Source organism: Sphingomonas sp. OK281, from assembly GCF_900115295.1.
In the GTDB taxonomy this organism is placed as follows: domain Bacteria; phylum Pseudomonadota; class Alphaproteobacteria; order Sphingomonadales; family Sphingomonadaceae; genus Sphingomonas.
Genome location: NZ_FOVZ01000001.1, coordinates 1143719 through 1161041, shown reverse-complemented (window position 1 = coordinate 1161041; position 17323 = coordinate 1143719). Strand labels below are relative to the sequence as shown.

General features: G+C 65.8%; 12 protein-coding genes. 6 read left to right on the top strand and 6 right to left on the bottom strand.

Annotated features, from left to right (window positions below; all coding sequences use genetic code 11):
* Nucleotides 1-5: 5 nt before the first annotated feature.
* On the top strand, nt 6-1091 hold the full coding sequence (locus tag BM244_RS05210) for a catalase family protein (RefSeq protein ID WP_093397805.1): 1086 nt from the start codon (nt 6-8) through the stop codon (nt 1089-1091).
* A 447-nt stretch (nt 1092-1538) separates the two neighbouring features.
* Here the strand turns inward: BM244_RS05210 and BM244_RS05205 are convergent, their stop codons facing one another.
* Nucleotides 1539-2453 carry a LysR family transcriptional regulator gene (locus BM244_RS05205; RefSeq protein WP_175518068.1) on the bottom strand — a complete coding sequence of 305 codons (915 nt, stop codon included), beginning with the start codon at nt 2451-2453 and terminating at the stop codon, nt 1539-1541.
* 366 nt (nt 2454-2819) lie between these two features.
* On the opposite strand from BM244_RS05205, the gene BM244_RS05200 reads away from it, so the two are divergent.
* The 3 genes from BM244_RS05200 (at nt 2820) to BM244_RS05190 (ending at nt 6639) form a co-directional block, all read left to right on the top strand.
* Nucleotides 2820-3983, top strand: coding sequence for a mandelate racemase/muconate lactonizing enzyme family protein (locus BM244_RS05200; protein ID WP_093397802.1), 1164 nt, complete (start codon nt 2820-2822; stop codon nt 3981-3983).
* A gap of 169 nt (nt 3984-4152) precedes the next feature.
* A complete protein-coding gene (locus BM244_RS05195; protein ID WP_093397800.1) occupies nt 4153-5283 on the top strand; it encodes an L-dopachrome tautomerase-related protein in 1131 nt (376 codons plus the stop codon).
* 105 nt (nt 5284-5388) lie between these two features.
* Entirely contained in the window at nt 5389-6639 is a 1251-nt protein-coding gene (locus tag BM244_RS05190; protein WP_175518066.1) for a family 8 glycosyl hydrolase, read from the top strand.
* On the opposite strand, the gene BM244_RS05185 is transcribed toward BM244_RS05190, so the two are convergent.
* The gene (locus BM244_RS05185) at nt 6575-7423 is read right to left on the bottom strand and encodes a polysaccharide deacetylase family protein (protein ID WP_254784272.1); all 849 of its coding nucleotides are present in this window, start codon (nt 7421-7423) and stop codon (nt 6575-6577) included. The genes BM244_RS05190 and BM244_RS05185 overlap by 65 nt on opposite strands.
* A gap of 289 nt (nt 7424-7712) precedes the next feature.
* On the opposite strand from BM244_RS05185, the gene BM244_RS05180 reads away from it, so the two are divergent.
* Together BM244_RS05180 and BM244_RS05175 are read left to right on the top strand one after the other, a co-directional pair.
* Entirely contained in the window at nt 7713-8900 is a 1188-nt protein-coding gene (locus tag BM244_RS05180) for an ROK family transcriptional regulator (RefSeq protein ID WP_254784271.1), read from the top strand.
* 181 nt (nt 8901-9081) lie between these two features.
* Entirely contained in the window at nt 9082-9993 is a 912-nt protein-coding gene (locus BM244_RS05175; protein WP_093397793.1) for an ROK family protein, read from the top strand.
* Nucleotides 9994-10126: 133 nt separating this feature from the next.
* On the opposite strand, the gene BM244_RS05170 is transcribed toward BM244_RS05175, so the two are convergent.
* The 4 genes from BM244_RS05170 to BM244_RS05155 are packed head-to-tail and all read right to left on the bottom strand — an operon-like array spanning nt 10127 to nt 17268.
* The gene (locus BM244_RS05170) at nt 10127-11584 is read right to left on the bottom strand and encodes a carboxylesterase/lipase family protein (RefSeq protein ID WP_175518064.1); all 1458 of its coding nucleotides are present in this window, start codon (nt 11582-11584) and stop codon (nt 10127-10129) included.
* Complete coding sequence (locus BM244_RS05165) at nt 11581-12354, bottom strand: GDSL-type esterase/lipase family protein (protein WP_093397790.1); 774 nt, start codon at nt 12352-12354, stop codon at nt 11581-11583. Before BM244_RS05165 ends, BM244_RS05170 begins: the two co-directional genes overlap by 4 nt.
* Before the next feature lie 10 nt (nt 12355-12364).
* A complete protein-coding gene (locus BM244_RS05160) occupies nt 12365-14329 on the bottom strand; it encodes a glycoside hydrolase family 97 protein (protein WP_093397789.1) in 1965 nt (654 codons plus the stop codon).
* Nucleotides 14329-17268: a glycoside hydrolase family 2 protein gene (locus tag BM244_RS05155; RefSeq protein ID WP_093397787.1), complete on the bottom strand. Its 2940-nt coding sequence runs from the start codon at nt 17266-17268 to the stop codon at nt 14329-14331. Before BM244_RS05155 ends, BM244_RS05160 begins: the two co-directional genes overlap by 1 nt.
* Nucleotides 17269-17323 lie beyond the last annotated feature (55 nt).

The following is a 17323-nucleotide window of genomic DNA, read 5'->3' as shown; positions in this document are numbered from 1 at the left end:
TTTCCATGCCCTATCTACCCTATCGCGACGACATCGAGACGCTCGAACCCGGTGAACAGGAGAGTATCGACGGCATCATCAAGGGGATGACGCAGGAGAGCCAGGCGGTCGAGAAGCGTGACGGCCATGCGGTCCGCGCCAGCCATGCCAAGAGCACGGCGTGCGTCGTCGGCGAAATGGTCGTTGCCGCCGATCTGCCGCCGGAACTGGCACAGGGGTTGTTCGCGAATCCGGGCACGTTCGACGTCGCGGTTCGCTTTGCCCAGGGACCCGGTGAGAAACTGGGAGACCGGGTCTCGACGCATCGGGGGATGGCGATCAAGGTTTTCGGCGTCGCCGGTGAAACGCTGGCGGGGCATGACGTGCCGACGCAGGATTTCGTGCTGGCGAGTGGCACGACGTTTCCCGCTGGAACCGCAGCGGGGTTTCTTGCGCAGGCGAAGACGATCGGGATGACCGTGCCGATGCCCGAAGGCGTCAAGAGCGCAGCGGCATCGATCGCGCGCAACATCAACAAAGTGCTGAACGCGGTCGCGGGAGGGCCCAGCGCGACGCTGGACTTCTATGGCCATCCGTTCGGCCACGCGCTGGTCGATCATTATTTCAGCCAATGCCCGGTCCGCTATGGCGATTATGTCGCCAAGATCGGTGCGTTCCCGATTGCGGCAGAGCAACTGGCGCTCGGAGATTGGCGCCTCGATCCGCATCAGGACGAGGACGGATTTCGTCATGCGGCGGTCGACTATTTCAAGGCCGACGATGCAGTCTTCGAATTGCGCGCACAGATTTGGGCCAATGCGGCAACGCAGCCGATCGAGGACACGTCGGTCGAGTGGCCGACGCAGGACAGCGAGTATCGCACCATCGCTACGATCCGTTTGCCGCAACAGGATGCCTATGACCGCGACCGGGTCCGGTATTTCGACGAGGTGATGACGTTCCGCCCGGCGCATAGTCTGGTGGCGCATCGCCCGCTGGGCGGCGTGATGCGAGCGCGCATGCAGGTGTACCGCGCGCTCAGCGATTTCCGACATCGCGAGACTGGCATCGTCGCAGCGAACACCGCCAGCGTCGCGGACATTCCAGCCTGAGGCCCTCCGAGACGAGGGTCATGAAACTCCACGGTGGGGCGATCGCAATCCTGATCGTACCCCGCGCTAAGGAACCCCAGCGCGCACAGCCCAAAGGGGCAGGCGAGTGGCACAGTGACCGTCGCCTGTCTCGAGAGGGGCGGGGGCAGTGGTTCTCGAGAACGATCTCGATCCCGGCGCGCTGTGGTCCTCGGACGAGTCGATCGCGCACGCGTGCGCGTTCGCCACTGCCGGGGGTGTCCTTGTCTGCTGCGGGCAGGACAAGGATCCCCGTCGATCGTAATGCCTCGATCAAGCAGTTCGTGCAGCCGAGAGGCGGTTTGCTCCTGATCAGATCGTAGATCGCAACCGTGACGTCACCGTGCCGCCGCGATGCTGCCGGACTGAAGGGCGTCGGTGGGTACTGCGTCCTTTGGTTGCGGGCCTTGGAATGCACCGCGACGGAGCTCATCCGCGAGTTGGTGTAGGGGCGATGCGACTGCCGGGTCCGCAGGCGGATGCCCACAGCGCCTCCGATACCTTCGACAGCGATAGGAGCGGCCGGACGAGTGCGATCGCGATTCTGGTCGCGTATGTGTCGTCGGCAGCCAACGTCACCTTTCCCGATGCAAGCGCCGACTGCGCGAGCGACCGGGGCACCCAGGCGACGCCGCGCCCGTCGATCGCCATCGACAGCAGCGCAGCGGCAAGCCTGGATTGAAGCACCGTAACGAGAGGCGGTGGGAGACCGCGGGACGCCCAATCGGCCGCCAGGATCCTGCCCAAGCCGGATTCCGCACTGTATGCCAGATATGGCACTTCGGCAGTCTCCAGCGCCCATCTTGGCGCGCCGGTGCCGTCCGGCTGACAGACCGGTACCAGCATATCTTCGCCGACTTCGACGCGTATGAAATCCGGCGTGTCGAGCGACGTCGGCAGGAGCGGATGATGGTGGGACAGGAGGAAGGATGCTTCTCCGCGCTGCATCATGGTCTCGCAAGACTGCATGCTGTCGGATTTCAGGTTGATCGGTTCGTGCGGGGCGTGCGCGACGATCCACTGCGGGAAGAACGTGAACGACAGCGCATGGGTGGCAGCGATGGTCAGGACCGACGCGGCCTCGCTGGCAACGTCGAGCGCCGCCGTCCGCGCACGATACAGGTCACGTACCGCTACCAGGATATAGCGATGGAACTGCTCGCCGGCAGGGCTGAGCGCGGTGCCGGCCGTCGTGCGCGTGAATAACGACGTGCCGACCCACTGCTCCAGCGATCGGATTCGTCGGCCGAAGGCGGGCTGCGTAATGTTCCGTCGTCGAGCCGCACGCGAGAAATTGCTCTCTTCGACGAGAGCCAGGAAATCTTCCAGCCAATCCAGTTGCACGGCTCGTCCCGGGTTGTCGTCCGGAAATCGGACCACCGGATATGTTTATGCCAAATCGGCATAACTGCCAACCATATCGGCATTTGATCCAGCGTGTCGGAACGGCAAGAGCGTTCACACAGCACAACCAAGGATTAGAAAATCGGCTATGACGTGATAATCTTACGCAATCGATAATCAGGTACCGATCAGCATCACGACCGATCGCCGTGGGGATCGTTTTGTCGATCAGGCGCGTCGCTGTCATCGCCTACCGACGCGTCGCTCAAGCGCATCGCGAAACAGGGGCGAGGTGCCCCTCCGCTGACCGCTCCATACCGGCGGCGCAATCCGGGCCACCCTTACCACGTTCCAGGAGGAGCAATCATGCGCATCATTGACGTCTGCGAGATCACGCAGCCTATCTCGTCCCCTATCCGCAACGCCTACATCGACTTCAGCAAGATGACGACGAGCCTTGTCGCGGTCGTCACCGACGTGGTTCGCGACGGCAAGCGCGTGGTCGGCTACGGGTTCAACTCGAACGGTCGCTATGGCCAGGGCGGACTGATCCGCGAACGCTTCCGCGACCGGATCCTGGAGGCGGAACCGGACAGCCTGCTCGACGACACGCGCGACAATATCGATCCCGCCAAGATATGGGCGGCGATGATGACCAACGAGAAGCCGGGTGGGCATGGCGAACGCTCGGTGGCGGTCGGTACGCTCGACATGGCGGTCTGGGATGCGGTCGCCAAGATCGAGGGCAAGCCGCTGTTTCGCATGCTGGCCGAACGCCATCACCGCGAGGCTGATCCGCGCGTGTTCGTCTATGCGGCGGGTGGGTATTACTACCCCGGCAAGGACACCAATGCGCTGTGCGCGGAGATGCGCGGCTATCTGGACCGCGGTTACACTGTCGTGAAAATGAAGATCGGCGGCGCGTCGATCGAGGAAGACCGTGGCCGCATCGAAGCCGTGCTGAATGAGATCGGTTCGGAAGCGCGACTGGCGGTCGATGCAAATGGCCGCTTCGATCTCGAGACCGGGATCGCCTATGCCAAGATGCTGCGCGAATACCCCCTGTTCTGGTACGAGGAGATCGGCGACCCGCTCGATTACTCGCTGCAGGCGGCGATCTCGGACTATTATCCCGGCCAGATGGCGACGGGCGAGAACCTGTTCTCGCATCAGGACGCGCGCAACCTGTTGCGGCATGGCGGCATGCGGCCCGATCGCGACTGGCTGCAGTTCGACTGCGCGCTGTCCTACGGGCTGGTAGAGTATCTGCGGACGCTGGACGTGCTGAAGCAGTTCGGCTGGTCGCCGTCGCGGTGCATTCCGCATGGCGGGCACCAGATGTCGCTCAACATCGCGGCCGGCCTGGGGCTGGGGGGCAATGAGAGCTATCCGGACCTGTTCCAGCCCTATGGCGGCTTCCCGGACGGCGTGAGGGTGATCGATGGCCACATCACCATGCCCGAACTTCCCGGCATCGGGTTCGAGGGTAAGTCCGACCTTATCAAGGTGATGCGCGAACTGGCGGAATGACACGGCGCGGCAGGGCGGGACTGCCGGTCGTGCCGGTCGACCATCATGCGCGCCAACCTGGGGAGCCCGGGTCCTGGAGGCGCGGAGGCAACGTCTGGTTCGTGCGCGCGTTGGCACCATCGACAACGAGCGGCGAACCGATGCGCGCCGTACGCACGAGGAATTCAGCATGTTTCGTCCAGGTTTCGCCGCCTTCGCACTTGTATTGCCCGCTTCCCTTCCAGCGCAGCAGCGCCCGGCACCCGTGGAGGTGGTCGCCGAATTGCGCGGCGCGATGCCGACCGGCGTCACGGTTGCACCGAACGGTCGTATCTTCGTCAACTATCCGCAATGGGGTGACAACGCGCCGTTCGCGGTCGGCGAACTGAAGAACGGCAAGGTTACGGCCTACCCCGACGTCGCGACCAACGACGGGGCCCGCGGCGCGGCGCGCGATCATTTCGTCAGCGTCCAGAGCGTCGTGGCCGATAGCGCCAACCGGCTTTGGGTCCTGGATACCGGCGCGCCCAAATTTTCCGCACCGGTGGCAGGTGGGGCCAAGCTGGTCGCGATCGATCTTGCAACCAACCGTATCGTCAAGACTCTCGTCCTCGATCAACCCGACGTCGTGCTGCCGACCACCTATCTCAACGATGTCCGGTTCGACCTTCGCCAGGGTGCGCAAGGCGTCGCCTACATCACTGACAGCTCGATGAAGGGGCCGGGGGGGCTGATCGTCGTCGACCTGGCCACCGGCAAGGCTACGCGGCGGCTGTCCGGTCATGCGTCCACCATGCCCGATCCCGGCTTCGTACCGACGGTGGAGGGGCAGGCGATCATGAACCGGCCGGCGGGTGGCGCGCCGTCGCCTTGGCGGGTCGCGACCGACGGGATCGCGATCTCGCCCGATGGGGGAACACTCTATTATTGCGCGCTGTCGAGCCGCCATTTCTACAGCGTGCCGACGGCCTTGCTGCGCGATCCGACCAAGTCCGATGCAGATATCGCGGCCGCCATCCAGGACCTCGGGCCAAAGGCGCCGTCGGACGGGTTGAGCGAAGACAGCAAGGGGAACATCTACGCCGGCGATTACGAGAACGGGGCGATCCGCCGCTATTCGGCAGCCCGCTGGACGACGATCGCCAAGGATCCACGCATCCTCTGGCCGGACACCCTTTCGGTCGGCACCGACGGCTGGCTCTATTTCACGTCGAACCAGCTTCATCGCCAGGCGAACTTCCACGGTGGACGCGATCTGCGCAAACAGCCGTATCAAGTGCTGCGGATCCGGATCAGCACTGGTCCGGTCCTGCTCAAGTAACGTCGGTGCGCAGCTGAAGACCACGACAGCCGCCAAGGAGCGGGGCAAGGGGTATACGTGAAGGGTGTCATGAGACCTGCGGCATTCCTAACCATGTGTGCGCTCATGGCGTTCTTGCCGGGCCCGGTCACAGCCGCGGCCGTCGAAAGCGGGCGGTATCCCAATCTCGTTGCGCGGCTCGATCCGGTTGTGGGCCCTGCGGAGGTCAATGCGAAGATCGCCGATTACTGGCACAGTCTGTTCGAAGGCGACGAGGATAGCCGGGTCTTCTACGCCGCCGCGCCGACAGCGGATGGACCGTCGGCCTATATCCTCGACGTCGGCAACGCAGACGTGCGGAGCGAGGGCATGTCCTACGGGATGATGATTGCCGTCCAGACCGATCACAAGGCTGCGTTCGATGCGCTGTGGAACTGGGCGGCGACGCACATGCGCTACCGCGATGGCCCGCGCGCCGGCTATTTCCGGTGGCAATGCAAGCCGACCGGTTGCGACGCGGACACCGTTCCCGCCTCCGATGGCGAGGCCTATATCGCCACCGCGCTGCTGATGGCGGCCGAGCGGTGGGGCAGCGGCACCGCGCTATACGACTATGCGGCGCAGGCCGACAGCGTGCTGGACGTGATGCTGCACAAGCAGGAGATGAACGGCGGCATCGTGGCCGGGGTCACCGACATGTTCGATGCGCGCACCGACCAGGTCGTCTTCGTGCCGGTCGGCGACAGCGCGACCTTTACCGACCCGTCCTACCACTTGCCGGCCTTCTACGACTATTGGGCACGGCACGCGACGGGCTGGCGCGGACGGCGTACCCAGGATCGGCGACGGTGGCGAAGAATCGCGACGACCAGCCGAAAGTATCTCGCGCGCGTGGTGGACCGGCAAACAGGTCTCGGCCCCGATTACGCGACGTTCGATGCGCGCCCGGTGGCGATCGGCGGGCACGACGACTTCCGGTACGATGCCTTCCGTACCGCAGCGAACTGGTCCGTGGACCAAGCCTGGTGGGGGAAAAATCCATCCGCCGCGACGCTCAGCGATCGGGTGCAGCGCTTCTTCGAGGCGCGAGGTAGCCGCTATCCGTCGCTTTACCGTGTCGACGGAACCGTCCTGGACCCGGCGCCATCGTCGGCGTTGATTGCCAGCAACGCGGTGGCGTCGCTCGCCGGAGGGCAACCCTTCCGACCGGCGTTCGTCTCCACGCTATGGGCGCTCGACCCGCCACGGGGGCGATGGCGCTATTATGACGGACTGCTGCAGTTCATGGCGGTCCTGCACGTGTCCGGGCGGTTCAGGGCGTACGAGCGACCGGTGGCGCGACGCGGTGCGCGCGCTCCCAATCTAGCGCCTGGCTGAAGGTCGTCGTCCATACGTCCCGACGATGCGCCTTCAGCCAGTCGACCAGCATCCGGTGAGCTTCGGCCGACACTGCGAGATGGTCGCCGCCGACGCCGTGGAACAGGAAGACCGCGATGCCGCCCGCGGCCTCTGCCTCTCGCGCGTAGGCGATCAACTGGTCGCCAGTCGTCCCCTCGGCAAATCCGCGTGCCGGGATCTGCATGAGATCGCGGCTGGCGGCGTCGATGGCCAGATCGGTCGATGTCGCCGAAACGCCGCGGACATAGCTGACCAGGCGCGACGCCCGCAATGGCGCGATATAGTCCGCGCCGCCCGCCAGCGTCTGCCCGCACGGCGTCGCGAACCCGTGGCGTTCGCGACCGTCGAGGGCGGCCAGCAGGACGTTCTGCTGCTCGATTTCCTTCAGCATGCTGGCCGGCGTGTACGCCTCAGCAGTGTAGCGCGGGTCGGCCGGAAACGTCGCGGCAGCGCAGGGATGGAATATCGTGTGGTTGGCGAGCTCGTGACCTTGCGAGGCGGTGCGGCGCCAGCGAACGACGTCGGATTGCCGTACGCCCGACAGGAAGAACGTCCCCTTGAGCCCGGCTGCGTCCAGCGCCGGTACGGCGGTAGCGAGCTGGGATTCGAGGGCGTCGTCATAGGTCAGTACGATCGCGGCCTTCGTCCCGTCCGGCCACGCGGTGCGCGCGGATGCCGATGTCGAGAGTAGCGCTATCGCCATGATCGCAAGACCGGCAGCCGCCATTCGACGCCCCCGCTTTCCAACAGTATCGAGACTCATGCAGCCGCTCCCATGGGCTATTGTCATCGCTGTCAGCGCTAGCGATAGGGTGATCCGTATCGCCGTGCTAACGCTAGCAGGCGTCCGGATGCAATGACCGCGTTGCGGAGGGCACCGCTTTCTCAAGGGCCGGTGGCCGTTGCCAGTGGAACTCAAGACTAACACAGGTCAAACCAGTATGAGACCAACCGAGAGCAGCGGGAATCGGGGCGAGATGGCGATACAGGATGGCGCAGCGGATTCCGGTCAGACACCCGCAAAGCCAGGGTCCTTCGACCATGGGGCACGATTGGGGATAAGCCTGTCGGGTACCAATCTGGAGCGCGCAGGCGATTACAATCAGCGTACGGTGCTGCAGGCGATCCGGGTAAGCGGCGAGGCCAGCCGGACCGATCTTGCGGCGATTACCGGGCTGACCGCACCGACGATCGCGAACATCACGCGGCGGCTGCTCGACGCCGGCCTGATCAGCGAGGCGGGGCGGCGGCAAGGCGCGCGGGGCCAGCCCGCGGCGCAACTCGTCATCAATCCCGCCGGCGGGTTCTCGATCGGCATCAATATCGATCGCGATCATATCACGATCGTCTCGATCGATCTGGCCGGCACCGTGCTGACGCGCGCGACGCTCGAAGTCGCCTTCGCGATGCCCGACCAGGTAGCCGCATGGCTCCGTGACGAGGTTGCCGCGATCCGCGCATCGAAGCTGGTCGACGAACGGCGCATGCTGGGCGTCGGCGTGGCGATGCCCGACGATCTCGGCCGGGTCACGTTGCCGCATCGCCCGTCCGCGTATGAAAGCTGGAACGAGATCGACGTCCAGGCGATGGTCGAAGGGATTGTCCCGTGGTCCGTCCATGTCGACAACGATGCGGCCGCGGCGGCGATCGGCGAGGCGCAATTCGGTTCGGGCATGGTGCTGAGCAGCTTCTTTTACGTGTTGGTCAGCGCGGGCCTGGGCGGCGGACTGGTCATAGACGGTAATTACTTTCGCGGTGCAGGCGCGCGCAGTGGCGAGATCGGCTTCATGCCCGACATGACGCGACGCGCAGCGGGCCAGACCGTGCAGGAGACGGTATCGCTGTCTGCACTCTACGCAAGGCTCGATGCCGGCGGATGCGTGATCGACGGAATCCAGGCGCTGACGCGCGACGACCCTGCGGTCGCCGTGATCGTCGAACGCTGGATCGAGGACGCGGCGCAATCGCTTATCGAACCGTTGATCGCGGTCAGTTGCCTCGTGGATCCCAGTGCCGTGCTGATCGGTGGTCGTCTGCCGGCGGTACTGGTCGACGTGCTCGTCGATCGGTTGAACGTGATGCTTGCCGATGCCCAATTGCCGTCCGCGGCGCGGGTCATCCGGGCGACGATGTCGAACGATGCGCCCGCGATCGGGGCGGCGATCCTGCCGTTCCTCGATCACATTCTGCCCTCGGAAGCGATCCTGATGCAGGTCGGCCGTACGGGGCGGAATGATTAATGCAATTTACCTTTTTAATCTGCGGCAATCTGGTTAGGTCGGGTTCACAACAGCCGCAGCGACAGAGCGACGGTGGGAGAGAGCAGCGTCAGGCGACCTAGGTCCCGGCGCCGAACATCGCGCATCGCGTTCCCATCCGATCTCTTCGTCGCGCGACGACGGGCGGAGGGAGAGACGGACGATGGTCCAGATTGGTATCGATTTCGGCGGCACGAAGATCGAGGCGGCAGCACTCGATGACGATGGACGCTTCCTGAGCAGGCTGCGGGTGCCGAACCCCGGTGACTACGATGCGGCGGTCCGCGATGTCCACGCGCTTGTCCATGCGGTCGAAGCCGAGGCGGGCGGGCAGGGTGATGGCGCCGCCGGATCGATCGGTATCGGTACGCCGGGATCGATTTCTCCGCGAACTGGACTGATGCGCAACGCCAATTCGCTGTATCTGAACGGACGCCGGTTTCGCGAAGATCTGGAAACCGCGATCGGCCGACCGGTGCGGATGGCCAACGACGCCAATTGCCTCGCCTTGTCCGAAGCCGTCGACGGCGCCGCCGCCGGCGCGCGCTCCGCGTTCGCGATCATCGTTGGGACGGGCTGCGGCGGTGGTCTCGTGGTCGACGGGCGGATCGTCCAGGGTGCGAACGGTATCGCGGGCGAATGGGGCCATGTGCCGCTGCCTTGGCCCAACGCGTCCGAGCTGCCCGGGCCGGAATGCTGGTGCGGTCAGCGCGGCTGTCTCGAAAGCTGGGTTTCGGGAACGGGTTTCCGCCGCGATCACGAAACCGTCGCCGGGCAGGCCTGGGATGGCGCCGCCATCGTCGCGGCTGCACGCGCAGGCGATCCGGACGCGATGGCGACGCTGGAGCGCTATGTCGACCGCCTGGGTCGCGCGCTTGCCTTGATCGCCAATCTGATTGATCCGGACTGTTTCGTGCTCGGCGGCGGCATGTCGAACGTTGCCGAGATCTACGACCGACTGCCCGATGCGGTGCGCCGTCATACCTTTTCCGACGGCTGGGATGCGAAGATCGTGCAGGCGGTGTGGGGCGACAGCAGCGGCGTCCGTGGCGCGGCGCGGCTGTGGCCGGTCTAAGGGAAATCTCACACGCGGAGGCGAGGATTCAAATTCCAGGTCAGTCGGATGTAAGCCTGTATGGTACTGAGACTTGCTCCCCGCGAAGGCGGGAAGTTGGGCTGGGCGTCTGTCTTCGCGGGACACCGCAGCGCTACGGTGCGCTCCGCAAGCCGCATACCGCGCCGCGTAGATCGTTGCCCGGTTTTGGGCCGCCGTTGACGAAGCCGAGATAGGTCTTCGTCGCAAGATCGTAGCGCTTCCACACCGGCAGTCCGGCAGCATTCGGATCACCGGTGCGCGCAAAGGCCAGCCAATAGGCTTGCATCGGCGGCGCCCCGGCTTCGAGATCCTGCGCGCCCGTCATCACGTAGCGAATCTCACTGCCATGCGTCACCGGCTTGGCATCGGGTGCGCTGTAGTCGAACTGGTATTGCCAGACCGGCTGGCCTGCACGCGTGCGCGCGGCGGCAACCGTCGTCACCGGGCAGCGGAAGGTGATATCGTTGGACAGGATCAGGTCCAGATCTCCCAGCCGCGGATCGGCAACGGGTATCGTGTCCACGCCGTACGCCTTGCGAGCTATGGCAGCGTTGCTCCCAAACGCCTCCCCGATCGCTTCGCTGGCGCGCGCGATGCCACCGTGCAGCGTCAGTTCGCGGGCATTGCTACCGACGATCAGCGGGGCAGGGTTGCCGCCTCTTGCCAAGGTCGTGGCGGGCGGTTCGGTCAGCACGCGCCCATCGACGACCGCCTGCAGCCAGATGAAGCTCTTGTCGGCGAGGCCCGGCACCTCGACCGCCTCCGTCGCTTCGATCAGCCTGGCGACGGGAAGCGCCCGCAGCGCGGTGGCGGTTTGCGGGATGCTGGCCTTCGCGGCGATCAAGATGCCGAGGCGCTCGTTCTCGGTCAAACTGCGCGGCGGCGTGCCGAAGCCCGGCGTGCCACTTTCCTCGATCGCCTTCGCGAACAGCCCGCGCGAGCCGGGACTGAGCAGGTGCAGGCCAACGTCCATCGCGCCGGCGCTTTCGCCGAACAGCGTGACATTGGCGGGATCGCCGCCGAACGCGGCGATATTGGCCTGCACCCAGCGTAAAGCTGCCTGCTGATCCATGAGCCCATAATTGCCCGACGCGCCTCCGCCTTCGTGGGTCAACGCCGGATGCGACAGGAAACCGAGTGCGCCGAGGCGATATTGCAGGCTGACGAGCACCACGCCGTTACGCACCATCCCGGACTGGATCGTTCCCGCGCCGCCACCCGCATAGTTGGAGCCGCCATGGATCCACACCATCACCGGCAATCGTTTCCGCGGCGTCAGGTCGGGCGTCGCAACCTCGAGGTACAGGCAGTCTTCGCTCGCGAAAGTTGCGGCCTGCGTGTTCCAGCCGCGATCGACCTGCGGACAGGACGGTGCCGACCTGGTCGCGTCGCGCGTACGCTGCCAGCGTCGCACCGGCTTTGGAGGCTTCCAGCGGAGCGGCCCGATCGGCGGCGCGGCGTAGGGAATCCCGCGGAACAGATGGCGGCCGTCCGCGGTGACCTCGCCGCGCAGAGCGCCCTGCGGCGTCGGCACGACCGTCGCGGCGAGCAGCGCGGCGAGGAGGATCACCGGGCGATGATCGCGCGTGTCGGAGCGGGCTTGGCCAACGCAGCCTTGAACGCACGCTCGGCGACCGGCGCCATCACCGCATAGCCCGCAGGGGTAGGATGAACGTGATCCGATGACAGGCCTGTGCGCATGCCGGTCGTCCCTGGTGCGACCAGCGCAGACCAGTAATCCGCGTAGGTCGAGCCGGTCGCCGCGGCATAGCCTTTGAGCCACGCGTTCATCGCAACGATCTTGCTGCCCGTATCGAGCCCCGGACGCCAAGGATACTGGTCCGCGGGCGGGATCGAGGCGAGGATGACGCGGATGCCGTTGGCTTGCGCGAGTTCGGTCATCGCGCGGATATTGGCCTTGCTTTCGTCGGGCGTCATCGGCCCGGTGTTGAACGCGATGTCGTTGGTGCCGGCCATGATCTGTACCACCGCAGGTTTCAGCGCGATGACGTCGGCGGGGAAGCGCACCAACATCTGCGGCGTGGTCTGGCCCCCGATCCCGCGACCGATCCGGCCGCCTTGGAAGAAGGCCGGGACCTGGTCGAACCAGCCCTGCGTGATCGAATCGCCGATGAGCACGATCCGTGGCTGCGCTCTGACGGACGCGGGCAGGGCGGCGTTCGCATCGCGGTAACGGCCCAGATACGCCCAGTCGGTATGCAGCCGTTCCTCCGCCTCCTTCGCCCATTGCGCCTTCTGCTCGGGCGTCGGGTCGGCGGCGAAGGCGGGGAATGCCACGGCGAAGGCGAGCGCGGCAATCAGCAGGCGGGTCGGTTTCATCGGAGTGTCCTTATCGGATCGGAACGAGACGGATCGCACCGCCGCCCGATCCTGCGAGTGTCAGGTTCAATGTATCGCGTGCGGTGACGATGCGCGTGGTCATCACAACGTCGGTCGGGCCTGCGCCGTCCTGCCAGATCGTCGCGGTAAAGCGGCCGCTGCCCAGGAAGTCGAGCGGTACGTCCAGGGTACGCGCGGTCTCGTCGGTCATCGCGCCGACGTACCAGTCCCTGCCCGACCGGCGCGCGGTGACGATCCGTTCGCCGATCGCGCCGGAAACGACCCGTGTCTCGTCCCAGGTCGCAGGGACGGCGCGGACGAAATCGAACCCTGCCGCGCCCGCATAATTGTCCGGGCTGTCGGATACCCCCATGAACGGGCTGTCGAACACGACATACATCGCAAGTGCCTGGCCACGCGTCGTCTGCACCATCGGCGTCTGCGGTTCGATCCGGAACGTTGCGGGCGTCGCGTTGCGGAAGCCACCGGGGGTATAGTCGTACGGTCCCGCCAGCCCGCGCGTGAACGGCAACGTGACGTTGTGCCGAGCGGTGATGCGCCGCGTCCATTTGTTGTATTCCGCGCCGAGCACGCCTTCCTGCGTCAGGAACTGCGGCCAGGTCCGCGTCGCGCCGGTCGGGTGATACGCGCCGTGCAGGTCGAGCATCAGGCAATGGTCGGCGCTCGCCTTGAAGATACGCTGGTAGAACTCGACGATCTGCTGGTCGCTGCGGTCCATGAAATCGACCTTGAAGCCCTTGATCCCCATGCCAGCATAGCGCGCGAATACCGCGTCCATCTTCGCATCGAGCACGCGCCAGTTGGCCCAGAGCCACAGCCCGACCTTCCGATCCGCGGCGTAGCGGACGAGACGGGGCAGGTCGATCGCTGGGACGGTGGTCATGATGTCGGCACCCGGATACACCACGGGTCCGCCGCCGCTGTTCACGTACCAGCCGTCGTCGATCAGCATGTACGGCAGGCCGTTGGCGGCGGCGAAGTCGATATATGCCTTGATCGTCGCGTCGTTCATGCCCGCGCTGGGCAGCGCCTTCAGCGTCGGGCCGTTCCACCAGTCCCACGCGGTCTTGCCCGGCTTCACCCATGAGAAATCGCCCTTGGGGGCTGGGTTGAGGCTGGTCAGGATCGTCGATTCGATCAGCTTGCCGGGCGTGTCGCCCAGCATCACGACGCGCCACGGTGTGGTCAGCCCGGTCGTTCGGATATCGGCCTTCACCGCGACACCGGGATCGTCCAGTCTCGGCGATAGTCGCGTGGCGAACCCGAGCGCGCCGGTCTCGCGGCCGGTCAGGTACGAGCCCGAATAGTCGCGCAGATCCGCCTCGGTCAGCGCAAAGCTGGTGTCGCCGATGCCGGTGCGGCAGGTCACGGGGGTCTCGAACAGGTTGTGCGGGCGGACCTGCGACGCGTTCAGCGGGTCGTACTCGCCCTCATGGCTGGTATCGAAGCGGCCGAGATTGAGCCCCCAGCAGCGATAATCGGCGGGGAAGGCGAATTCGGTCAGTTCGCCCGCCAGTCGCAGGTCGTTGAAGCCGGGCTGGACCGGCAGGCGGTAGCGGAACGCGACGCCGTCGTCATAGGCGCGAAACACGATTTCGAGCAGCCGCCGCGCGCCGCCCATCTCGGTCAACCCGAGTGTCAGTTCGGTATAACGGTCGCGCGCGGAGGACGTCTTGCCCGCAAGCACAGCGTAGCGCGTATCGGCGTTCGCCCGCGTCGTGCTGGTGACCGCGGTGTCCGGGCCAAGCTTCTTGTAACTCTCGAACGCGAGGCCGAGCGGCGACGGCGCGATCACCGGCCGGCCGTGGAAGGCGATCGCGTAGGTCGGCCCCCTAGTTGCCGCATCCTGGCCAATGGTCACGTCTATCGAACCATCGGGTGACTTCAGGTGGCGGTCCTGCGCCGACACGGACGCGCCAGTGCCCAGCAACGCGAGGGCCAGAAGCGTCTTCATCAGCGCACCTTCACAACAGTTGGCGTGACATTCCAACCGCGCAACGCGACGGTCGTCCTGCCCTTTGTCGCGGACACCGGGTAGCGGATCTCGATGCGGCGGCGCGTGCCGGGCAGCAGCGACACGTAGTTGTCGGTGAAATAGGCGGGCAGAACCTGCGTGCCGTCGCCGTTCATCACCGTCAACTTGGTCGCGAGCGCGGCGACCGCCCCCATGTTCGACAGGTCGAGGGTCGTCGCAATCTCGTCGCCATCGCGGCGACTGGTCGCGGTGGCGGCGACCCGCGCCTTGGCCATCGTCGTCATCCCCCGATAGGCGGCGTCGTCGGCACCTTGCCAGTAGACGTTTTGCGACAGGATCTTGCCCGTCGCATCGGTGACGTCGAGCGACACCAGCACCATCCCCCGTGCCAGCAACGGCGCGAGATCGAGCGTGAAGGCATCGACGACGAGACCCGCACCCGCGGCGATGGTCGCGCGCTGTTCGGAGAGCACGCGGTTGTCGAGCGACGTCACCTTCGCATGCACCACCGCACCCGTCAGCGCCGCGCCGTTGTTGACCAGCACCACCTTGTGATCGGGCAGGTTCATCTGGACGTGGACCGGCTCCGACGCCTTCTTGGTGCCGTAGAACGCGGCGTGCGTGTCATAGTCGGACGAGAAGATCTGCCACGCCGAGGACGGCCAGGCGGGCTGCGTCATCCACAGCATCCTCGCGGAGTTGGTGGTCCACAGCCCCGCGTTGAACCCTTCGAAGATAGCGCGGTAGAAGTCGTACTCCATCATCTGCGCCTTGCGTTCGAAGTCCGGCAGGCTGGTGCCCGCACCATAGCGTGTCGCTAGCGCATCCATGTACGTCTTGATCGCGCCGTTCCCGGTCTGGTGCCAGTCGTGATACGCCCACGCATCGCCGATCGGCCACAGATCAGCCTTGGGCAGCGCCCGCGTCCATGCCTCCAGCGTCGGGAAGCTGGGTGTGCCAAGCTCGACCGAAAAGCCCTTGGCGTGATCGGTGAAGTAGGTGGACTCGGGCCGCCAGTTATACGGGCCGCTGTTCTGCAGGTTCACGCGGTTCGACGAGCCCATGTAGAGGCGCGTGCCGTCGTCGCGGTTGATGATGCCCTGCAAAGCCTCGTTGAGGATCGGCTGCGGCACACCCTCGTTGCGACCGAACCACACCACGATCGAGGGATGGTTGCGGAACCGCTTCACGACGTCCTCGGCGTTGGCGGCGAACAGCGGCACGTCCTGCGCCTCGATGTTGTAGTCCTGCGTCGATTCCCAGAAATCGTTGAGGATCATCAGCCCGTGTTCGTCGGCGAGATCATAGAACGTCTCCTCGGTATTCTGGCCGACCCAGTTGCGGATGATGTTGAGGTTGGCATCCTGATGCAGTCGGAAGAACGGCAGCAGGCGCGCGCGCTCGGTCCGCTTCATGAAGTCGTCCATGCCGATATTGCCACCGCGCGCGGCGATCCGCACGCCGTTGACCTTGATCAGCAGATACGGTGCGAGCCCGGCATCGCCGGCGATCGGCGTCACTGCCGGTGAGGCTTCGGCGCCGGGAACGAGCGAGGCAGCCCAGCCATTCGCCGTCTGGCGGATGCCCTGGTGCGTGCCGTCGACGACCTGCGTGTGGAGCGCGCGCGCCTTGGACAGGTCGATCCCGACGCGGCGCAGCGTATCGGTCTTGTCCATCAGCGAAATCTCGTACGTGACCTGCCGCATGCCGAAGCGCAGCGTCTTCGTATCCGAGACCTCCCCGCCCACCGCGCTCGTCAGCGTCAGGTCGTGCAGCGCCGGCGCGCCATAGCCGTTCGGCCACCAGAGTCTCGGGTTGCGAACCGCAAGCGCCGGAAACTCGGCGGGTGCCATCGTCACGTCGGCGCTGGCATGCGGGGCAAGCGCGACCGACTTGGTCACCGTCACGTCGTCGAATTTCGCGCTGACGGTCGCCGTGGTCGGCTGGTCGGTCAGGTTGCGGACGGGTACGGTGATCTCGACATTGGCGAGTGTGTTGTCGGCGTCGGGCAAGGTCGTCACGACCTGCGCATCGCCCAGCGCCGCCGCGCCGGTCGCGACCAGGTCGACGCCCTGCCACAGCCCGGTGTTGCGGTCGCGGATCGACGGAATCCAGTCCCAGCCCTCGGTAGCGACGAAGGTCGGGCCGTCGAGCATCTGCATGCCGCCATTCTCGCCGACGCCCGCGGTCATCGACTCCTCGTGCGCGAGGCCGGGATGCGGCGGCGGCGACACCTTGACGGCAATGACGTTGCGCCCCGGCGCGAGCTTGCCGGTGACGTCGAACCGGCCACGAATGAACGCCCCCTTCATCGTGCCGAGCCGTGCGCCGTTGAGCCAGATCTCGGCGGCGTAGTTCACGCCCTTGAAGTTCAGTTCGAGATGCCTGCCGAGCGTTTCGGCCGGAACGTCGATCTCGGTGCGATACCAGTAATCCTGCCGCGCGAGGCGTTCCGGGATCGCCATGTTGTTCAGCCCGAACGCCGGGTCCGGATAGACGCCGCGATCGACCAGCGTCGTCAGCACGGTACCGGGCACGGTGGCGACGTACCAGGAGTTCGCGTCATAGCCCGCGCGCGATACCGCCGCGCCGTCCGCCCGTACCGTCGGCGCTTCAGCCAGCCGCCAGCCGGCTACGGTCCACAGGCCGGGCGACCGCTGCGCCAGGGCCGGGCCGCGTGGTACGGGTTTCGCGACCGGCTTCGACAAGGGCGCGCGGCTTCGCGGCAACGTGGCGGGATCCTGCGGGCTGACCTGTCCGAGCGACTGACGGACCTGCACCGGCCATCCCGATCGTACCGGGTCACGCTCGGCATACCCGGCGGGAAGCTGGGCGGACGGGGCCGTCTGAGCGAGCGCGGTCGACGCCAGCAGCGACGTGAGCGTAGCCACGAAAATACGGATCGAACGGTCGTTCATCAGTCATCCCCTGTTCGGCAGCCGGATCTCTGGCCGGGCTGCGCGATGGACCTCA